Source organism: Micromonospora chokoriensis (assembly GCF_900091505.1).
GTDB lineage: Bacteria > Actinomycetota > Actinomycetes > Mycobacteriales > Micromonosporaceae > Micromonospora > Micromonospora chokoriensis.
Window position 1 is genome coordinate 2,041,966 of record NZ_LT607409.1, and the last position, 15,658, is coordinate 2,057,623.

A 15,658-nucleotide genomic window follows, 5' to 3' on the forward strand; every position below is an offset into this window, starting at 1 on the left:
TGCCCCATCGATCTTGCTCGTCGCGGTCGGCCGTGACGCCGTCGAACCCGCCTTGGCAGACCGGCGGATCTGTCGTACGGTGACACGCAAGTAACCCACGGGAGCCCGGTGTACCGGGCTGAGAGGGGGGCTGACAGCCCCCGACCGTCGAACCTGATCCGGGTAATGCCGGCGCAGGGAGGAGTGTTGCCGTGCCGTCCCTGGGGCGACTGCATCTGATCACCGACACCCGACCCGGGCGTGACCCGCTCACCGTGGTCCGGGCCGCCCTCACGGCGGCCCGCACCGACCTGGTGGTGCAGGTCCGGGTCGAGGACTCCGCCACCGACCGCGAGGCGTACGACCTGGCCCGGCGGGTGCTGGCGCTCTGCGACCCGTACGGGGCGACCTGCCTGGTCAACGACCGGTTGCACGTCGCGCTCGCGGTCGGTGCCGCCGGGGGGCACGTCGGTGCCGACGACCTGCCGGTCGCCGCCGCCCGCCGGGTGCTCGGCCCCGCCGGAGTGCTCGGCGCCACCGCCCGTGCCCCGGGCGCGGCCACCGAGGCGGTCGCGGCCGGAGCCAGCTACCTGGGCGTCGGGCCGTGCCACACCACCAGCACCAAGTCCGGCCTACCCGATCCCATCGGGCCCACCGGGGTACGCGCCGTCGTCGACGCCGTGGACGTGCCGGTCATCGCGATCGGCGGAGTGACCGCCGAGCGGGTGCCGGCGCTGCGGGCAGCCGGCGCGTACGGGGTGGCGGTCGTCGGTGCCCTCTCCGCCGCCGCCGACCCGGCGCGGGCGACGGCCCAGCTGATCGAGGCGCTGACGTGCTGACCGGCCGGTTCCCGTCACCGCCGTCGCGCGACCGGGTCCGGCCGGATGTGGCGGTGGTGGGGGCGGGACCGATCGGGCTGTCCATCGCCTGGCGCTGCGCCGCCCGAGGGCTGCGGGTCGTCGTACACGATCCGGCACCCGGTTCGGGGGCCTCCGCGGTGGCCGCCGGCATGCTCTCCCCGGTCGCCGAGGCGTACTTCGGTGAGCGGCAGTTGACCGGACTGCTCCTGGCGTCCGCCGAGCGGTGGCCGGGGTTCGCCGCCGAGTTGACCGAGGTGACCGGCGTCGACATCGGCTACCGGACCGAGGGCACCCTGATGGTCGGCCTGACCGGCGACGACCTGGCCGAGGCACGCCGGCTGTGGGCGTACCAGCAGGGCTTGGGTCTGCCGGTGACCCCGCTGCGCCCCAGCGAGCTGCGCGACCGCGAGCCGGCGCTCGCCCCGAGGGTGCGCGGCGGCGCGCTCGCGCCCACCGACCACCAGGTGGACCCACGGCTGCTGGTGCCGGCGCTGCGCGCGGCGGCGCAGCGGGCCGGCGCGGCGCTGGTGCCGCAACCGGTTCGACGACTCTCCGATGTGGAGGCCCGGGTGACGGTGGTCGCCGCCGGGTGCGGGGCCGCGGCACTCACCGGTCTGCCGGTGCGGCCGGTCAAGGGCCAGATCCTCCGGCTCCGCGCGCCCGACGGCGTCGCGCCGGGCTTCCGGCACGTGATCCGGGGGTACGCCGACGGCGAACCCGTCTACCTGGTGCCCCGTGTCGACGGGGAGGTCGTGCTCGGCGCGACCGTCGAGGAACGGGCGGACACCACCGTCACCGCCGGAGCCGTGCAGCGGCTGCTCCGCGCCGGAGTCGACCTGCTGCCGGAACTGGCCGAGTACAACCTGGTCGAGGCGGTTGCCGGGCTGCGCCCGGGTACGCCGGACAACGCGCCGATCCTCGGGCCGCTGCCCGGCCGACCGGACGTCCTGGTCGCCACCGGGCATCACCGGCACGGCATCGTGCTCGCCCCGGTCACCGCCGACCTGATCGCGGGCCTGGTGCTCGACGGCATAAGCGACCCGCTGCTCGGGGCGTTCCCAGCCGACCGTTTTCTCGGCGGCCGGACGCCCGGTGGCAGCCCTGATCGCAGCACGGAGGGGGACCAATGGAGTTGACGGTGAACGGGGCCGGACGCGACGTGCCGGGCGGCACGTCGGTGGCCGACCTGGTGCGTGACATCGTGCCCGAGCAGCGTGGGGTGGCGGTCGCGGTCAACGGGGAGGTCGTACCCCGGGCGGGGTGGCCGGACACGGCGCTGCGCGACGGCGACCGGGTCGAGGTGCTCACCGCGGCGCAGGGCGGGTGAGCGGCATGTCGTTCGAGCTGGGCGGGGAGACGTTCACCTCGCGGCTGATCCTCGGCACCGGCGGCGCAGCGAACCTGCACGTCCTGGAGCAGGCGATCCGGGCGTCCGGCACCGGGCTGGTCACGCTGGCGTTGCGTCGGGTGGGCACCGCGCCCGGCTCCACCGGCGGGCTGTTGGACCTGCTGGACCGGTGCGGGGTACGACTGCTGCCGAACACCGCCGGCTGCCACACCGCGACCGAGGCGGTCAAGGTGGCCCGGCTGGCCCGGGACGCGTTCGACACCGACTGGGTCAAGCTGGAGGTGATCGGCGACGAGCGGACGCTGCTGCCCGACGGGGTGGAGCTGCTCCGCGCCGCCGAGGAGTTGGTCGCCGACGGCTTCACCGTGTTGCCGTACACCAGTGACGACCCGGTGCTGGCCCGCCGCCTCGCCGACGTGGGCTGTGCGGCGGTGATGCCGGCCGGCTCACCGATCGGGTCGGGGCTCGGCATCGGCAACCCGCACCACATCCGGCTCATCCGGCAGGGCGTGGACGTGCCGGTGATCCTCGACGCGGGCATCGGCACGGCCTCGGACGCCGCCTTGGCCATGGAGTTGGGCTGCGACGCGGTGCTGCTGGCCAGTGCTGTCACCCGAGCGGCCGACCCGGTGGCGATGGCGACCGCGATGCGGTACGCGGTCGAGGCGGGACACCTGGCCGCCGGGGCCGGCCGGATCGCCCGACGTTTCCACGCGCTCGCCTCCACACCCGACGAGGGAAGACCCGACCTGTGACCGGGCCCGACGGGCGCGCCCCCTCAGCTTCCCACCCGGCATCCCACCCGGCGGCAGATCTTGGAAGCAATCCGCCCCTGGAGGGGCCCGTTCCTTCCAAGATCCCGTTGGGGGTTGTTGTTCTCACCGACCGGCTCGTGGCGCAGGGCGGGCTCGACCGGGTCGTGGCGGGCGCCGTGGCCGGGGGAGTGCGCTGGGTGGTGCTGCGGGAGAAGGACCTGCCCCGCGCCGAACGGGCCGCCCTGGCCGCCGACCTGCGCGCGATCCTCGCCGGCGTCGGCGGGGCCCTCGTCGTGGCCGGCCCCGACCCGCTCGGAGGCGACGCGGTCCACCTGCCGGCCGCCGGCCCGTACCCACCACCGATCCACACGGTGGTCGGCCGCTCCTGCCACGACGAGAACGAGCTGACCCGCCTGACCACCGAGCACTACGCCACCATCTCCCCGATCTGGCAGACGAAGACCAAACCGGGCTACGGCCCACCCCTGGGTGTTGCAGGGCTGGGCAGCCTGGTCCGCGCCAGCCCGGTGCCCCTGCTCGCCCTCGGCGGAGTCGAGACACCAGAACAGGTAACCGCCTGCGTCAAGGCGGGAGCAGCAGGCGTAGCCGTCCTTGGCGCGATCATGCGAGCCCAAGACCCCGCCGAGGCGTCAGCGAGCCTGACCAGCGCCTATGTAGAGGCGGTCACCCCGGTGCTGACCCAAACCCGGCGCGGGGTCACCCAGGTCCCCACGTCAGGGCTGCGGCCGACCGTGCCCACGCAGGGATCAAGCCTGATCGCCCGGAGTGGGCGCGGTCGGCCGCAGCCCCCAACCGCAACCAGGGAAAGAAGATGACCCCGCAAACACTGCTGACCATCGCCGGCTCGGACTCCGGCGGCGGCGCGGGAATCCAGGCCGACCTCAAGGTCTTCGCGGCGCTGGGCACGTACGGCACCAGTGTCCTCACGGCGGTCACCGCGCAGAACACCCGGGGTGTCGACGCCGTTCTGCCGATGCCTCCGCGCACTGTCACCGAGCAGTTGGACAGCGTGCTCGCAGATTTCACCGTCGCCGCCGTGAAGACGGGCATGCTCGGCACTCCCGCGGTAGCCGACGCGGTGGCCGAGGCGGCACGGGCCGGCCGGCTGCCCCACCTCGTCGTCGACCCGGTGCTGGTCGCCACCAGTGGTCACCGGCTCGGCGTGGTGGGCGCGGTGGAGCGGCTGCTGCCGTACGCCACCGTCGCGACGCCGAACTGCGCGGAGGCCGCGGCTATCACCGGACGCCCGGTCGACGACGTGGCCGGGATGGTCGTCGCCGCCGAGGCGCTCGCGGCCGGCGGACCCGACTACGTGGTGGTCACCGGCGGCGACCTGGCTGGCGGCGAGGCGGTCGACGTGCTGCACGGCGACGGCGTCACGACTCTGCTGCGCGCCCCACGGGTGGACACGCGGCACACCCACGGCACCGGGTGTTCGTTCTCGGCGGCGATCGCGGTGCGGCTCGCGCTGGGCGATCCGGTGCCGGCGGCGGTGGGGGCCGCCAAGGAGTACGTGCTCCGCGCGCTGGACGGCGCGCGGGGTTGGGAGCTGGGCGCGGGGCGCGGACCGCTGAACCACTTCGGCTGGTCCGCTTGATCACCAGGGAGGCTGTCATGCAGGCACGAGGCAAGGTGTACGTCGAGGGTTCCCGACCGGACGTCCGGGTGCCGTTCGCGGAGGTGGAGCTGACCGGGGACCATCCGCCGGTGCGGCTCTACGACACGTCCGGCCCGGGGTCGGACCCGTCGGTGGGGTTGCCACCGTTGCGCGGCCCGTGGATCGCCGAGCGGGGCGACGTGGCACCGGCACGGGGTGCGGGCACGCCACTCGCCGGTGTGGACGGTCGCCGACCCACGCAGCTCGCGTACGCGCGGGCGGGTGTGGTGACGCCGGAGATGGAGTTCGTGGCGATCCGGGAGAACGTCGACCCGGAGCTGGTGCGTTCGGAGATCGCCGCCGGCCGGGCGGTGCTGCCGCTCAACGTCAACCACCCGGAGTGCGAGCCGGCCATCATCGGCAAGGCGTTCCTGGTCAAGGTGAACGCCAACATCGGCACCTCGGCAGTCAGCTCGTCGGTCGCCGAGGAGGTGGAGAAGCTCACCTGGGCGACCCGGTGGGGCGCCGACACGGTGATGGACCTGTCCACGGGTAAGCGGATCCACGAGACCCGGGAGGCGATCGTGCGGAACTCGCCGGTGCCGATCGGGACCGTGCCGATCTACCAGGCCCTGGAGAAGGTCGGCGGCGACCCGGTGAAGCTGAGCTGGGAGGTGTTCCGGGACACCGTCATCGAGCAGGCCGAGCAGGGCGTGGACTACATGACGGTGCACGCCGGGGTGCTGCTGCCGTACGTGCCGCTGGCCGTGGACCGGGTCACCGGGATCGTCTCGCGCGGCGGCTCGATCATGGCGGCCTGGTGCCTGGCGCACCACGAGGAGAACTTCCTCTACACCAACTTCGCCGAGCTGTGCGAGATCCTGGCCCGCTACGACGTGACGTTCTCCCTCGGCGACGGGCTACGGCCCGGTTCGATCGCGGACGCCAACGACGAGGCGCAGTTCGCCGAGCTGCGTACCCTCGGCGAGCTGACGAAGGTCGCCTGGGAGCACGACGTGCAGGTGATGATCGAGGGCCCGGGCCACGTGCCGATGCACAAGATCAAGGAGAACGTGGACCTCCAGCAGGAGTGGTGCCACGAGGCACCGTTCTACACACTCGGGCCGCTGACCACCGACATCGCGCCTGCGTACGACCACATCACCTCGGCGATCGGCGCCGCGATGATCGGCATGTTCGGCACCGCGATGCTCTGTTACGTCACCCCGAAGGAGCACCTCGGCCTGCCGGACCGGGACGACGTGAAGGCGGGCGTGATCGCGTACAAGATCGCTGCGCACGCCGCGGACCTGGCCAAGGGGCACCCGGGGGCGCAGGCCTGGGACGACGCGCTGTCCAAGGCGCGGTTCGAGTTCCGCTGGGAGGACCAGTTCAACCTCTCGCTGGACCCGGAGACCGCGCGGTCGTACCACGACGCGACGCTGCCCGCCGAGCCGGCGAAGACGGCGCACTTCTGCTCGATGTGCGGCCCGAAGTTCTGCTCCATGAAGATCACCCAGGAGCTCAAGGAGTACGCGGCACGCGGCATGAAGGACAAGTCGGAGGAGTTCGTCTCCGGCGGAGGCCGGGTCTACCTCCCGCTGGCCTGACTCCGGGCGAGCGCAGTCGGTCGGGCCCGGCGCTTCCGGTCGGGCCCGGTGCGGCCGGGCGGGGCGCGGGCTGGCCGGGTGTGGCGTGGCCTGGCCGGGCTTCCGGGCGTGGCCTGGCCCGGCGTGGCGTGGCGTGGCGTGGCCTGGCCCGGCGTGGCATGGCCCGGCGTGGCATGGCCCGGCGTGGCGTGGCATGGCCCGGCGTGGCATGGCGTGGCCTGGCCCGGCGTGGCCTGGCCTGGCGTGGCCTGGCGTGGCGTGGCCTGGCCTGGCCTGGCCTGGCCGGGCTTCCGGGCGCGGCGTGGCCCCGGCTCGGCCGGCCGGACGGGTGATCGACTCGGGTTCACTGGTGTCGTGGTGTCCAGGCGTGCGGGATGGCCCGACCTCAGCGAACCCGAGTGGATCACGCAGGTTCTACTCGCGGTGGTGCCGGCCGGTGGAGCGCAGCGAACGACGGGCGTTCCCCTGCTCCGGCTCGTTGTCCGAAACCGGCTTGCTCAGGCCCGCGACCCAGTCGACGAACTCCTCGTCCTGGGCCGGCAGCGGTTCCGTCGCGCCTTCCGGATCCTGGCGCTCCTCGCTCCGGGCCCGGTTGCGGCGGAAGAGGCCACCGAGCCGTCCGCGCCGGGAAGGCTGTTCCGCCACTGTGCCGGCCGTCGGCGTGGCGTCACCGCTGGCCGGGTCGTCGGTGTCGGCGGCCGAACCAGCCCTGGCCGGCACGACGGGGAACTCCACGGCACTCGGGCTCTCGGACGGGGAAGGCGTTCCGCTGTGGTCGGCCGGGCTCGGACGGTCCGGCGACTCTGTCGGTCGGGTACGTCGGGTCGTGTCGAAAGCGTTCCAGGTGCTGGCCCGGCTCAGGTCCGGCAGCGGCGCCCGGTGTCGAGGTCTCGGCATCTGGTCGGTCGACGCCTCCGGCCCGGTCGGCCCATCCGGAACCGTCGACTCCGGCCCAGCCGCCTGCGGCGGCACCGTCCAGGCCGACGTGACCGGCCAGGGCGATCGTGCCGGCGTCCACCGGTCGGCCTCCGGGTTACCGGTGGCCGGAATCCCGAACAGCCCAGCGGTGGAAGCGTCCTCGGCGACGTCGTCGGCCCGGGCGGCTGCGGACGCACTGGCCGGGTCCACCGGTGACGCGGAGTCACGGGCGGCTGCGGTGGTGGCGGACGGCGGCACGGTGGGGTCGGTGGTCGCGCCGACCGGGGTACGCGGCGAGCCCGCCTTCGGATCGGCCACCTTCGACGTCGGGCTGGCAGCGGGCTGGGGCTTCGCTGCCGTCCCGACGTTGCCCGCGTCCTTCTTGCCGGCGGCCGGGGTACGTGGCCGGTTGACCGCCTCGGCTTCCGGGCCAGGTGCGGACGGTGCGTCGGTGATGCCGGGTGCGACGGTCGGGGTCGCTGCCGTCGCGCGGGTCGGGGAGACCTTGGCCTCCGGGTCGGAAGCTGTGCCTGCGCTCGCGTCGCTGGGCACCGGAGTGTCGGCCGGGATGTCGGAACCGGTGCGGTCGGCGGACCTGCCGGACCGGGCGACCTTCCTGGTGCGCCCGGTGGTCGTCCCGTCGGTGTTCGTTGGCTCGGTCGACGACACGTCGCCAGGGGAGTCGGCTGTGGCATCCGAACCGACCTTCGGCTTGCGCGTGCGGCGCGGCTTGAGCGTTGCCGCCGCGTCACCGGCGCCCGTGCCGGCCGCGCCCGTGCTGGCCGCGCCCGTGCTGGCCGCGCCCGTGCTGGCCGCGCCCGTGCTGGCCGCGCCCGTGCTGGCCGCGCCCGTGCTGGCCGCGCCCGTGCTGGCCGCGCCCGTGCTGGCCGCGCCCGTGCTGGCCGCGCCCGTGCTGGCCGCGCCCGTGCTGGCCGCGCCCGTGCTGGCCGCGCCCGTGCCGGCCGCGCCCGTGCTGGCCGCGCCCGTGCTCAGCGCGCCGGTCGCACCCGCGCCGGTCGCACCCGTGCCGGTCGCACCCGTGCCGGTCGCGCCCGTGCTGGCCGTGCCGGTGCTCAGCGCGCCGGTTGTGTCCGTGTTGGCTGCGCTGGTCGCATCGGTCGTGCCCGAACTGGTCGTGACGACGCCGGTTGCGCCGGTGCCCCGGTCGTCGGTCGGTCGGCTTTTCGTGCGTGGTGTCGAGTTGCCGGTCGGCTCGCCGTCGGCCGGGCCGGCGGCACCCCCGCGCCGGCTCTCGGCGCCCGTCGCCGCTGTACCGGCCGCTGCTGCACCGGCCGCTGCTGGACCGGTCGCTGCGGTGCTGGTCGCTGCGGTGCTGGTCGCCGCCGCACCGGTTGCGGCGTCGGTCGGGCTGCTGACCTCGGTGGTGGCCGGGCGCTCGGTGTCGGTCGAGGAGACGCCGTCCTCCGGGATCAGCCTGTGGGTCCGCGTGTCGGCGGTGAACTCGCCGGTCGGATCGGTCAGCCAGGATGCGGGCCTGGCCAGCGCCCCAGGGGTTGCCGCAGTGGCGGGGGCCGGACCGTGTTGGCCGCTCGCTGTGGTCGTCGGCCAGTCCCAGTGGGCCGGGACGGTGCGTACACCGTCGGAGCCTTCGGCGGCCCACGGACCGGGAACGACGGCGGCCGGCTTCGCGTCGGTGGGTGGCTCCACGGCGGTGCGTTCGGCGGCGGCCGGCTCGTTCGGTGAATCCGTCGACGTCGCGCCCGGCAGTTCCGGGCCCGGGGGCAGCGGGCGCAGGATGTCGGAGGGCTCGATCGCCGCCGGGTCGGTGGTACCGGCGCGGGCCGGCCACCGCAGCAGCGCGGCGGCAGCCGCGCCGAGCGCGCCGGCGAGGATCGCGATCAACGAGGCGTAGTAGGGGGTGGCCTGGTAGCGGTCCACCGCGTCACCCGGGCCCGCGGTCAGGTACGCGAATGCCACCAGCACCGGCCCGGCCACCCCGGTGGCTCCGCTGACCAGTGGCGCCTGGCCCTGCCAGCGGGCCAGCCCGGCGGTCGCCCCGCCCGCCAGCAGCGCCACGATGGGCAGCAGGAGCAGCGCCAGCCGTTGCGCGGCGGCGTCGTCCAGCCAGCTCGGCTCGAGGACGCCGAGTCGGACCGTCGGCAGGGGGCCGGTCGTGCCGAGCGACGGCAGTACCGAGATCAGTGCGAGCAGCCAGACCGCGCCGGCGACAGCCGCCATGTTCCAGCCCAGCTCGGGTCGGAGCAGGACAACGATCGCCGCGCCCGCTCCGATCACCGCGCCGAGGACGGCGCAGATGCCCACCGCCCACACCGGGTCCACCGAGATCAGCTCGGCGGCGCGGGCGGGCTGCATGCAGAGCGGAGCGACGACCGTGGCGCCGAGCGCGGCCGCACCACCGATCGCCAACTGGCGGCTCGTGCCGGGCGGCGGCGCGTCGCGGTGAGCGAGGCGCCCGGTCAGGACGGCGCCGACGACGGCGGCGTTCGCGGCGAACCAGCCGACCCAGACGAGCTGGGTCGGCCACTGGTTGACGGTCGTACCGGTGAAGGCGCCGGTCAGCCGGACGATGCCGAAACCGTACGCGACGCCGAGCTGGCCGGCCCCGGCCAGCACACTCACGCCGAGCGCCGTGAGCAGCAGTCTGCCCCAGGTCCGAAAGGCCATGTCGGGCACGTTACGCACCTGGTACACCCGATCGCCACCGGCGCGCCGCGCGGCGCGCCGGCCCGCGCTCGGCGGGTCTACTTGAGTTCGACCAGCCGGGCCAGGTAAGTCGTGTCTCCGACATTGGTGAGCATATGCACTGCGCCCGGGTCGCGGTAGACCACGCCACCGGTGGGCTCGTCGGCGTCGATCCGGGTGCCGTCGATGGTCTGTACGACGTTCTTCGCGCCCTCGATCGCCACCACCAGGTAGGGGTGGTCATGCCGGTGCAGCGGCTGCCGCTCGCCGGGCTCGAGGCGGATGTGCCAGACCCGGACCCGGTCGTTCTCGAACACGATCTCCTGGCCGACCGGGCCGAGTTCGGTTCCGTCGATCACGTCGGTCATCGTTCTCCGTCCAGTTGGGGAAGCACCTCGGCGGCGATCAGTTCGAGGTGGTCGAGGTCGTCGAAGTCGATCAGGCGGAGGTGTACGCGGGTGGCGCCGATCGCGGCGAACTCGCCGATCCGCTGTACGAGCTGCGCGGGTGAGCCGACCACCGGGTCCTCCGGCGGCAGTGCGCTCTTCTCGTGCAGGGGAGCGGCCCGCCGTCGAGCCTCCTCGTCGGTACGGCCGACGGCCACGACGATCCCGGCGGAGAGCACCAGCGGTGCCCGCCCGGACTCCGTCCGACCGGTGCGCTCGCACGCCTCGCGTACCCGGTCGTAGGCCTCGGCGGTCTCCGCGACGGACTTGAACGGCATGTTGTACTCGTCGGCGTACCGGGCGGCCAGCTCCGGGGTGCGTTTGGGGCCGCGACCGCCGACGATGATCGGTGGACCGGGCACCTGCACCGTCTTGGGCAGGGCGGGCGCGTCCACCAACCGGTAGTGGTCGCCGGTGAAGCTGTAGGTCTCGCCGGACGGGGTTCCCCACAGCCCGGTGATCACCTCAAGCTGCTCGGCCAGTCGGTCGAAGCGTTCGCCGACCTTCGGGAACGGAATGCCGTACGACGTGTGTTCGCGCTCGTACCAGCCGGCGCCGATGCCCAGCTCGACGCGACCGCCGCTCATCTGGTCGACCTGCGCGACCATCACCGCGAGCGGGCCGGGCAGCCGGAAGGTGGCCGACGTCACCAGGGTGCCGAGCCGGATCCGTTCGGTCTCCCGGGCCAGCGCGGCGAGGGTCAGCCAGGCGTCCGTCGGGCCGGGCAGGCCCGGGTCGGTGCCCATTGCCTGGTAGTGGTCGGCGCGGAGGAAACCCTCGTAACCGCAGGCCTCGACCAGCCGGGCGAACCGGAGTTGGGTGTCGTAGGTGGCACCCCGGTGGGGTTCGGTGAAGACCGACACCCGCATGGTCATCGTCCTTCCGCGCCGGCGGCGGCCGGCTCGTCGCGTTCCATCAACAGCTCGTGGAGGTCGGCGCTGACGCGCGCGACGTCGGCCAGATGGGCGTTGCGGCCCAGGGTGCGGGGCCGGGGGATGTCGACGTCGAGCACCTTGCGGATCCGGCCGGGGCGGGGGCTCAGCACGACCACCCGGTCGGCGAGCAGCACCGCCTCGTCGATCGAGTGGGTGACGAAGACGATGGTCGGCCTGTTCTCCATGTGCACCCGCTGGAGTTCGCCGGACAGCTCCTCGCGGGTGAGGGCGTCGAGCGCGGAGAACGGCTCGTCCATCAACATCACCCGGGGTTCGCCGATCAACGACCGGCACAGCGACACCCGCTGCTGCATGCCGCCGGAGAGTTCGTGCGGCAGGCGCTTCTCGAAGCCGGCGAGACCGGCCACGTCGAGCAGTTGCCGGGCGCGCTCACGGTGCTTGGCGCGGCTCCAGCCGAAGATCTCCACCGGCAGCAGGACATTGTCCAGCACCGTGCGCCAGGGCAGCAGCGCGGGCTTCTGGAACAGCATGGCGATGTCCTGGCGCGGACGGGCGATCGGCGTGCCGGCCACGGTGATCTCGCCGGAGGTCAGCGGGAGCAGCCCGGCGATCAGTCGCAGCAGTGTGGACTTTCCGCAGCCGGAGCGGCCGAGCACCGCGACGAACTCACCCTCGGCGACGTCGAGGTCGATGCCGCGCAGCGCCTCCACCCGGCCGGACCGGCCTTCGAAGGTACGAGACACTCCGGATAGTCGGATCATCTCCGGCGGCCTCCGCTGAGTGGACGGTCAGGAATCCGACAAAGGCTAGCCCGCCGGTTGGTGTATCGCACCGCCCGGGGTGGTCGTCAGGTTGTTTCCGTTCCGCAACCCGATGCACCTGGCGTCGCAAGTGTGGGTTTCTCGTACGCTGTGCCCGCGAAGAGTCCCCCCACGACGGCGGCGCCGGCTTCCGCCCCTCACGCCGGCCCGTCATGACAACCCCTCCGGTGCCGGTCAGGCCCGGTCGGAAAGGACATGGTGCTTTGATGAGAAGGCTGACCCGTACGGTCGCTACGGCCGCGCTGGCCACCGCCCTCGCCTTTGTCTCCGCCTGCAGCAGCGGGTCGGACTCGGCCGACGACGCCAAGGGTGGCGACAGCAAGAGCCTGGAGAAGGTGACCTACCTCACCTCCTTCGGTAACTTCGGCCGTGACTCCTACGCCTGGGTGGCGAAGGAGAAGGGCTTCTTCAAGGAGGCCGGCTTCGACGTCGAGATCAAGCCCGGTCAGGGCACCGGCGGCGTGATCCAGACCATCGTGGGTGGCCAGGCCGACTTCGGCCCGGTCGACCTCACCGGCAGTCTGCTGCAGGTCGGCAACGGCCAGGCGAAGGACTTCACTGTGGTGGCCGCGATCCAGCAGCGCACCATGGCCGGCATCGCCTCGGTCGAGGGCAAGAACATCGCCTCCCCGAAGGACCTGGAGGGCAAGAAGCTCGCCGACACCCCCGGTTCCGTGGTCCGCAACCTGTTCCCGACGTACGCCCGGCTCGCCGGTGTGGACGTCAACAAGGTGACCTGGGTCAACGGTGAGGCGCAGGGCCTGATCGGCATGCTGGGCACCGGCTCGGTGGACGGCATCGGCCAGTTCGTCGTCGGTCAGCCGACCATCGAGGCGGTGGCCAAGAAGAAGGCCGTCATGCTGCCGTACAGCAACGTGATGCAGGACCTCTACGGCAACGTGCTGATCACCTCCTCGAAGATCGCCAAGGAGAAGCCCGAGATGGTGAAGCGGTTCACCGCGGCGCTGCTCAAGGGCCTGGAGTACAGCCTGGCGAACTCCAAGGAGGCCGGCGACATCCTGAAGAAGAACGTCGACGCCGCCAACCCGGTCGCCGCCGCCGCCGAGCTCGAGCTGATGGCCGCGTACGTCCGTTCCGGCAACACCGGCACCGCGATCGGCACCCTGGACAGCGGTCGGGTCGCCAAGAGCATCGCCATCCTGCAGGGCGCGGGCGCGCTGAAGCAGAACATCACCCCCGAGCAGATCATCGACTTCAGCCTCGCGCCGAAGGCCTGATCGTCCGGTCGTCACCTGGGGGTACGTTCCGCCGAACCCGGTGGGGCGTACCCCCGTCGCTCGTCGGCCCCCACCGGGGCCGTGAGATTTCGAGGAGGACAAGATGACCGACGTCCGGTCAGCGGACCCGGCGGTGGCGGCGACCCCGGCCCCGGGTGCCGGCCCCGAGTCGGGGCGTGCGGGTCGAGGTGCCGGTCTCCGGGCCGGAGCCGGGGCGGCGCTGCCCGCGGTCGGTCTCCTGATTGCTCTGGCGGTGTGGTGGTTGACCGCCCGGCTGGAGCTGATTCACCCCGCGGCGTTGCCGCCGCCCGGCGACGTGCTCACCGCGTTCGTCGAGAAGCCCGCGCAGATGCTGGGGCACACCTGGGACACGATGCTGGAGATCCTGTACGGCTTCGCCCTCTCGGTCGCCGCCGGTGTCCTGCTCGGACTCTCGCTGGCCAGCTCCCGCACGGTCGAGCGGATGTTCACCCCGCTCCTGGTCGCGGTGAACGCGGTGCCGAAGATCACGTTGGGCCCGCTGCTGGTGGTGGCGTTCGGCTGGGGTCAGACGCCGATCCTCACCATGGTGTTCCTGCTCTGCTTCTTCCCGATCGTGCTCTCGACCGCCACCGGTCTGACCACCACGCCGGCCGACCTGGCCGAACTGGTGCGGTCCTGGAACGCGTCCCGGTGGCAGGCGTTCCGCAAGGTGCGCTTCCCGGCCGCGCTGCCGCAGATCTTCGTCGGGCTCAAGGTGGCCATGCCGTTGGCCGCGATCGGCGCGGTGATCGGTGAGTTCCAGGCCGGGGAGAGTGGCCTCGGCTACGTCATCACGCAGTACGCCGGCGTCGGTGACACCGCCACCGCGTGGGCGGCGATCATGCTGGTGGCGCTGGTGAGCATCCTGCTCTACTCGGCGCTCCTGCTGACCGAGCGGATGGCCCTGCCCTGGGTCCGCGAAACCACCAGCAGCCGCTGACAACTGAGAACAGCAAGATCGAGCCAGCGCCTGGATACCGACTAGATTCATCCCAACGAAACGAAAGGGCCGGCCCCCCACTGGGAGGCCGGCCCTTTCCGTCGAAGCCGCAGGCGAGTCAGGTGTGGCCGACCGTGCCCGGCGGAGGGATCAAGCCTGACCGCCCGGAGCCGGGGACGGTCGGCCACACCCCCACCCGGCACACGACGAAGGACGAAGACAGCCGGGCGGAAGAAGCCACAAGGCCCGCCCGTTACCCCGCCAACCGCCAGCGGCCGTTTCGGGCGACCAGAGTGGTGAGTGCCTGCGGCATCAGGCCGCTGTGGTTGTCGGGCGTCATCCGGATCGGCCCGGACAGGCCGTCCATCTGCGACGTTTCGAGGACGTCGCGGAGGCCGTCGCGGTCGACCTTGCCGATCTCACCTCCGGCCCGCAGTTCCGCGTCGGCGATGAGCTGAACGGCGTCCGCGGCGAAGGACGACGCGCCGTTGTAGCCGCCGAAGCGTGCCGTGTAGTCCTGGAACCACTGCCGCCGCGCGGCCTTGGCCGGCGTGGTCGCGATCACGTCGTCGATCGCCATCGTCTGGGTGAAGATCAGCGTCGCACGCTCGGTGGCCTTTGCCGCGCCGCCGAGGAAGAGGTCACCGGCCGCCCCGGCGTCGAGGAAGAGCGACCCTCGGAAGGTGGTCTGCTGAGCGCTGGTCGCGGCCAGCATCGCCTGCTCCGGCGGGGTCCAGAGGACGAGCGCGTCCGGCTTGCCCGACGTGAGCAGTCGGACCTGCTGGTTCACGTCCGTGTCGGTGATCTTGGCCTTCTGCTCACGAAGCGTGATGTTGGCCTTCTGCAACTCGCTCTTGAGCGCGGCCATGCCCTCCCGGCCATAATCGTCGTCGCTGACGAGCGCCCCGACCTTGCGGACGTTGTTCCGTCGCAGTTCGGTGGTGAGTGCGGCGGCACTGTCGGCGGCGTTGGGGCCCAGCTTGAACACGTAGCGCCGCTCGGCCACCGGGTTGGTGACCGCGCCGGAAGCGGCGAGCGCAATGGTGGGAATCCGCTTCTCGTTGATGGTCCCCACGGCGCCGAGCGCGCATTCGTTGCAGCCGCCCATGATGATGGCGCTGACCTGAGAATCGCTGCTGAAGTCCGCGATGTTGCGAAGCGACTCGGCGGCGTCGGAACGGTTGTCCTTGAACTTGAGTTCAATCTTCCGGCCGTTCAGTGCTCCGGAGGAGTTCAACTGATCGCGCTTGAGTTCGAGGGCTCGCTGGTATGTCCGGCCCACGGGGGCCGCGGCGCCGGACAGTTCGAGGTCGACGGCGATCACGATCGGACTCGTGTCCGTGTCCGCTTCACCGATCTGGCAGCCGGTGAGCGTGGTGGCCACTACGGCCGATGCGAGCGCCGCGATGGTCGCGGAGCGGATGGGGCTCAACTCAGTCCTCCAGGTGCGGGCGCGGGCGCTGCCCGGTCACCGCCGCTAAACCGTCCTCAGTGGAGAACGGGATCTTCTCTGCCGTACGGTGTGCGCGAAGCCTGCAAAACCT

At 72.5% G+C, this 15,658-nt stretch carries 15 protein-coding genes and 1 riboswitch; of the genes, 10 read left to right on the forward strand and 5 right to left on the reverse strand.

Annotation, left to right across the window (positions count from 1 at the left end):
• The first annotated feature begins 87 nt into the window (after nt 1-87).
• Nucleotides 88-197: riboswitch (TPP riboswitch) on the forward strand.
• The 8 genes from thiE (at nt 192) to GA0070612_RS31365 (ending at nt 6,502) form a co-directional block, all read left to right on the forward strand.
• Nucleotides 192-818 carry a thiamine phosphate synthase gene (thiE, locus tag GA0070612_RS09665; RefSeq protein WP_088987598.1) on the forward strand — a complete coding sequence of 209 codons (627 nt, stop codon included), beginning with the start codon at nt 192-194 and terminating at the stop codon, nt 816-818. It overlaps the preceding riboswitch by 6 nt.
• Nucleotides 815-1,975, forward strand: coding sequence for a glycine oxidase ThiO (gene thiO / locus GA0070612_RS09670; RefSeq protein ID WP_231924612.1), 1,161 nt, complete (start codon nt 815-817; stop codon nt 1,973-1,975). The genes thiE and thiO overlap by 4 nt, the downstream gene beginning before the upstream one ends.
• Nucleotides 1,966-2,166, forward strand: coding sequence for a sulfur carrier protein ThiS (thiS, locus tag GA0070612_RS09675; protein ID WP_088987599.1), 201 nt, complete (start codon nt 1,966-1,968; stop codon nt 2,164-2,166). Before thiO ends, thiS begins: the two co-directional genes overlap by 10 nt.
• Nucleotides 2,163-2,942: a thiazole synthase gene (locus tag GA0070612_RS09680; RefSeq protein ID WP_269458283.1), complete on the forward strand. Its 780-nt coding sequence runs from the start codon at nt 2,163-2,165 to the stop codon at nt 2,940-2,942. Before thiS ends, GA0070612_RS09680 begins: the two co-directional genes overlap by 4 nt.
• Before the next feature lie 101 nt (nt 2,943-3,043).
• Nucleotides 3,044-3,778, forward strand: a complete 735-nt coding sequence (locus GA0070612_RS09685; protein ID WP_231924613.1) for a thiamine phosphate synthase — start codon at nt 3,044-3,046, stop codon at nt 3,776-3,778.
• Entirely contained in the window at nt 3,775-4,560 is a 786-nt protein-coding gene (gene thiD / locus GA0070612_RS09690) for a bifunctional hydroxymethylpyrimidine kinase/phosphomethylpyrimidine kinase (protein ID WP_088987601.1), read from the forward strand. The genes GA0070612_RS09685 and thiD overlap by 4 nt, the downstream gene beginning before the upstream one ends.
• Before the next feature lie 17 nt (nt 4,561-4,577).
• Nucleotides 4,578-6,170: a phosphomethylpyrimidine synthase ThiC gene (gene thiC, locus GA0070612_RS09695; protein WP_088987602.1), complete on the forward strand. Its 1,593-nt coding sequence runs from the start codon at nt 4,578-4,580 to the stop codon at nt 6,168-6,170.
• A gap of 80 nt (nt 6,171-6,250) precedes the next feature.
• Nucleotides 6,251-6,502: a hypothetical protein gene (locus tag GA0070612_RS31365; RefSeq protein WP_157742447.1), complete on the forward strand. Its 252-nt coding sequence runs from the start codon at nt 6,251-6,253 to the stop codon at nt 6,500-6,502.
• 82 nt (nt 6,503-6,584) lie between these two features.
• Here the strand turns inward: GA0070612_RS31365 and GA0070612_RS31370 are convergent, their stop codons facing one another.
• The 4 genes from GA0070612_RS31370 to GA0070612_RS09725 all read right to left on the reverse strand — a co-directional run bounded on the left by GA0070612_RS31370 (nt 6,585) and on the right by GA0070612_RS09725 (nt 11,855).
• On the reverse strand, nt 6,585-9,734 hold the full coding sequence (locus GA0070612_RS31370; protein WP_157742448.1) for a hypothetical protein: 3,150 nt from the start codon (nt 9,732-9,734) through the stop codon (nt 6,585-6,587).
• A gap of 77 nt (nt 9,735-9,811) precedes the next feature.
• Nucleotides 9,812-10,120: a cupin domain-containing protein gene (locus GA0070612_RS09715; RefSeq protein WP_088987605.1), complete on the reverse strand. Its 309-nt coding sequence runs from the start codon at nt 10,118-10,120 to the stop codon at nt 9,812-9,814.
• Nucleotides 10,117-11,067, reverse strand: coding sequence for an LLM class F420-dependent oxidoreductase (locus tag GA0070612_RS09720; RefSeq protein ID WP_088987606.1), 951 nt, complete (start codon nt 11,065-11,067; stop codon nt 10,117-10,119). Before GA0070612_RS09720 ends, GA0070612_RS09715 begins: the two co-directional genes overlap by 4 nt.
• 2 nt (nt 11,068-11,069) lie before the next feature.
• Nucleotides 11,070-11,855 (reverse strand): ABC transporter ATP-binding protein, encoded by a 786-nt coding sequence (locus tag GA0070612_RS09725; protein WP_088987607.1) that lies wholly within the window; start codon nt 11,853-11,855, stop codon nt 11,070-11,072.
• A 266-nt stretch (nt 11,856-12,121) separates the two neighbouring features.
• Here GA0070612_RS09725 and GA0070612_RS09730 point away from each other — a divergent pair, with 266 nt between their 5' ends.
• Both GA0070612_RS09730 and GA0070612_RS09735 read left to right on the forward strand, forming a co-directional pair.
• On the forward strand, nt 12,122-13,153 hold the full coding sequence (locus GA0070612_RS09730) for an ABC transporter substrate-binding protein (RefSeq protein WP_088987608.1): 1,032 nt from the start codon (nt 12,122-12,124) through the stop codon (nt 13,151-13,153).
• Nucleotides 13,154-13,286: 133 nt separating this feature from the next.
• Nucleotides 13,287-14,114: an ABC transporter permease gene (locus GA0070612_RS09735; RefSeq protein WP_408630562.1), complete on the forward strand. Its 828-nt coding sequence runs from the start codon at nt 13,287-13,289 to the stop codon at nt 14,112-14,114.
• A 253-nt stretch (nt 14,115-14,367) separates the two neighbouring features.
• On the opposite strand, the gene GA0070612_RS09740 is transcribed toward GA0070612_RS09735, so the two are convergent.
• Entirely contained in the window at nt 14,368-15,522 is a 1,155-nt protein-coding gene (locus tag GA0070612_RS09740; protein WP_231924614.1) for an ABC transporter substrate-binding protein, read from the reverse strand.
• Between the last annotated feature and the right edge of the window lie 136 nt (nt 15,523-15,658).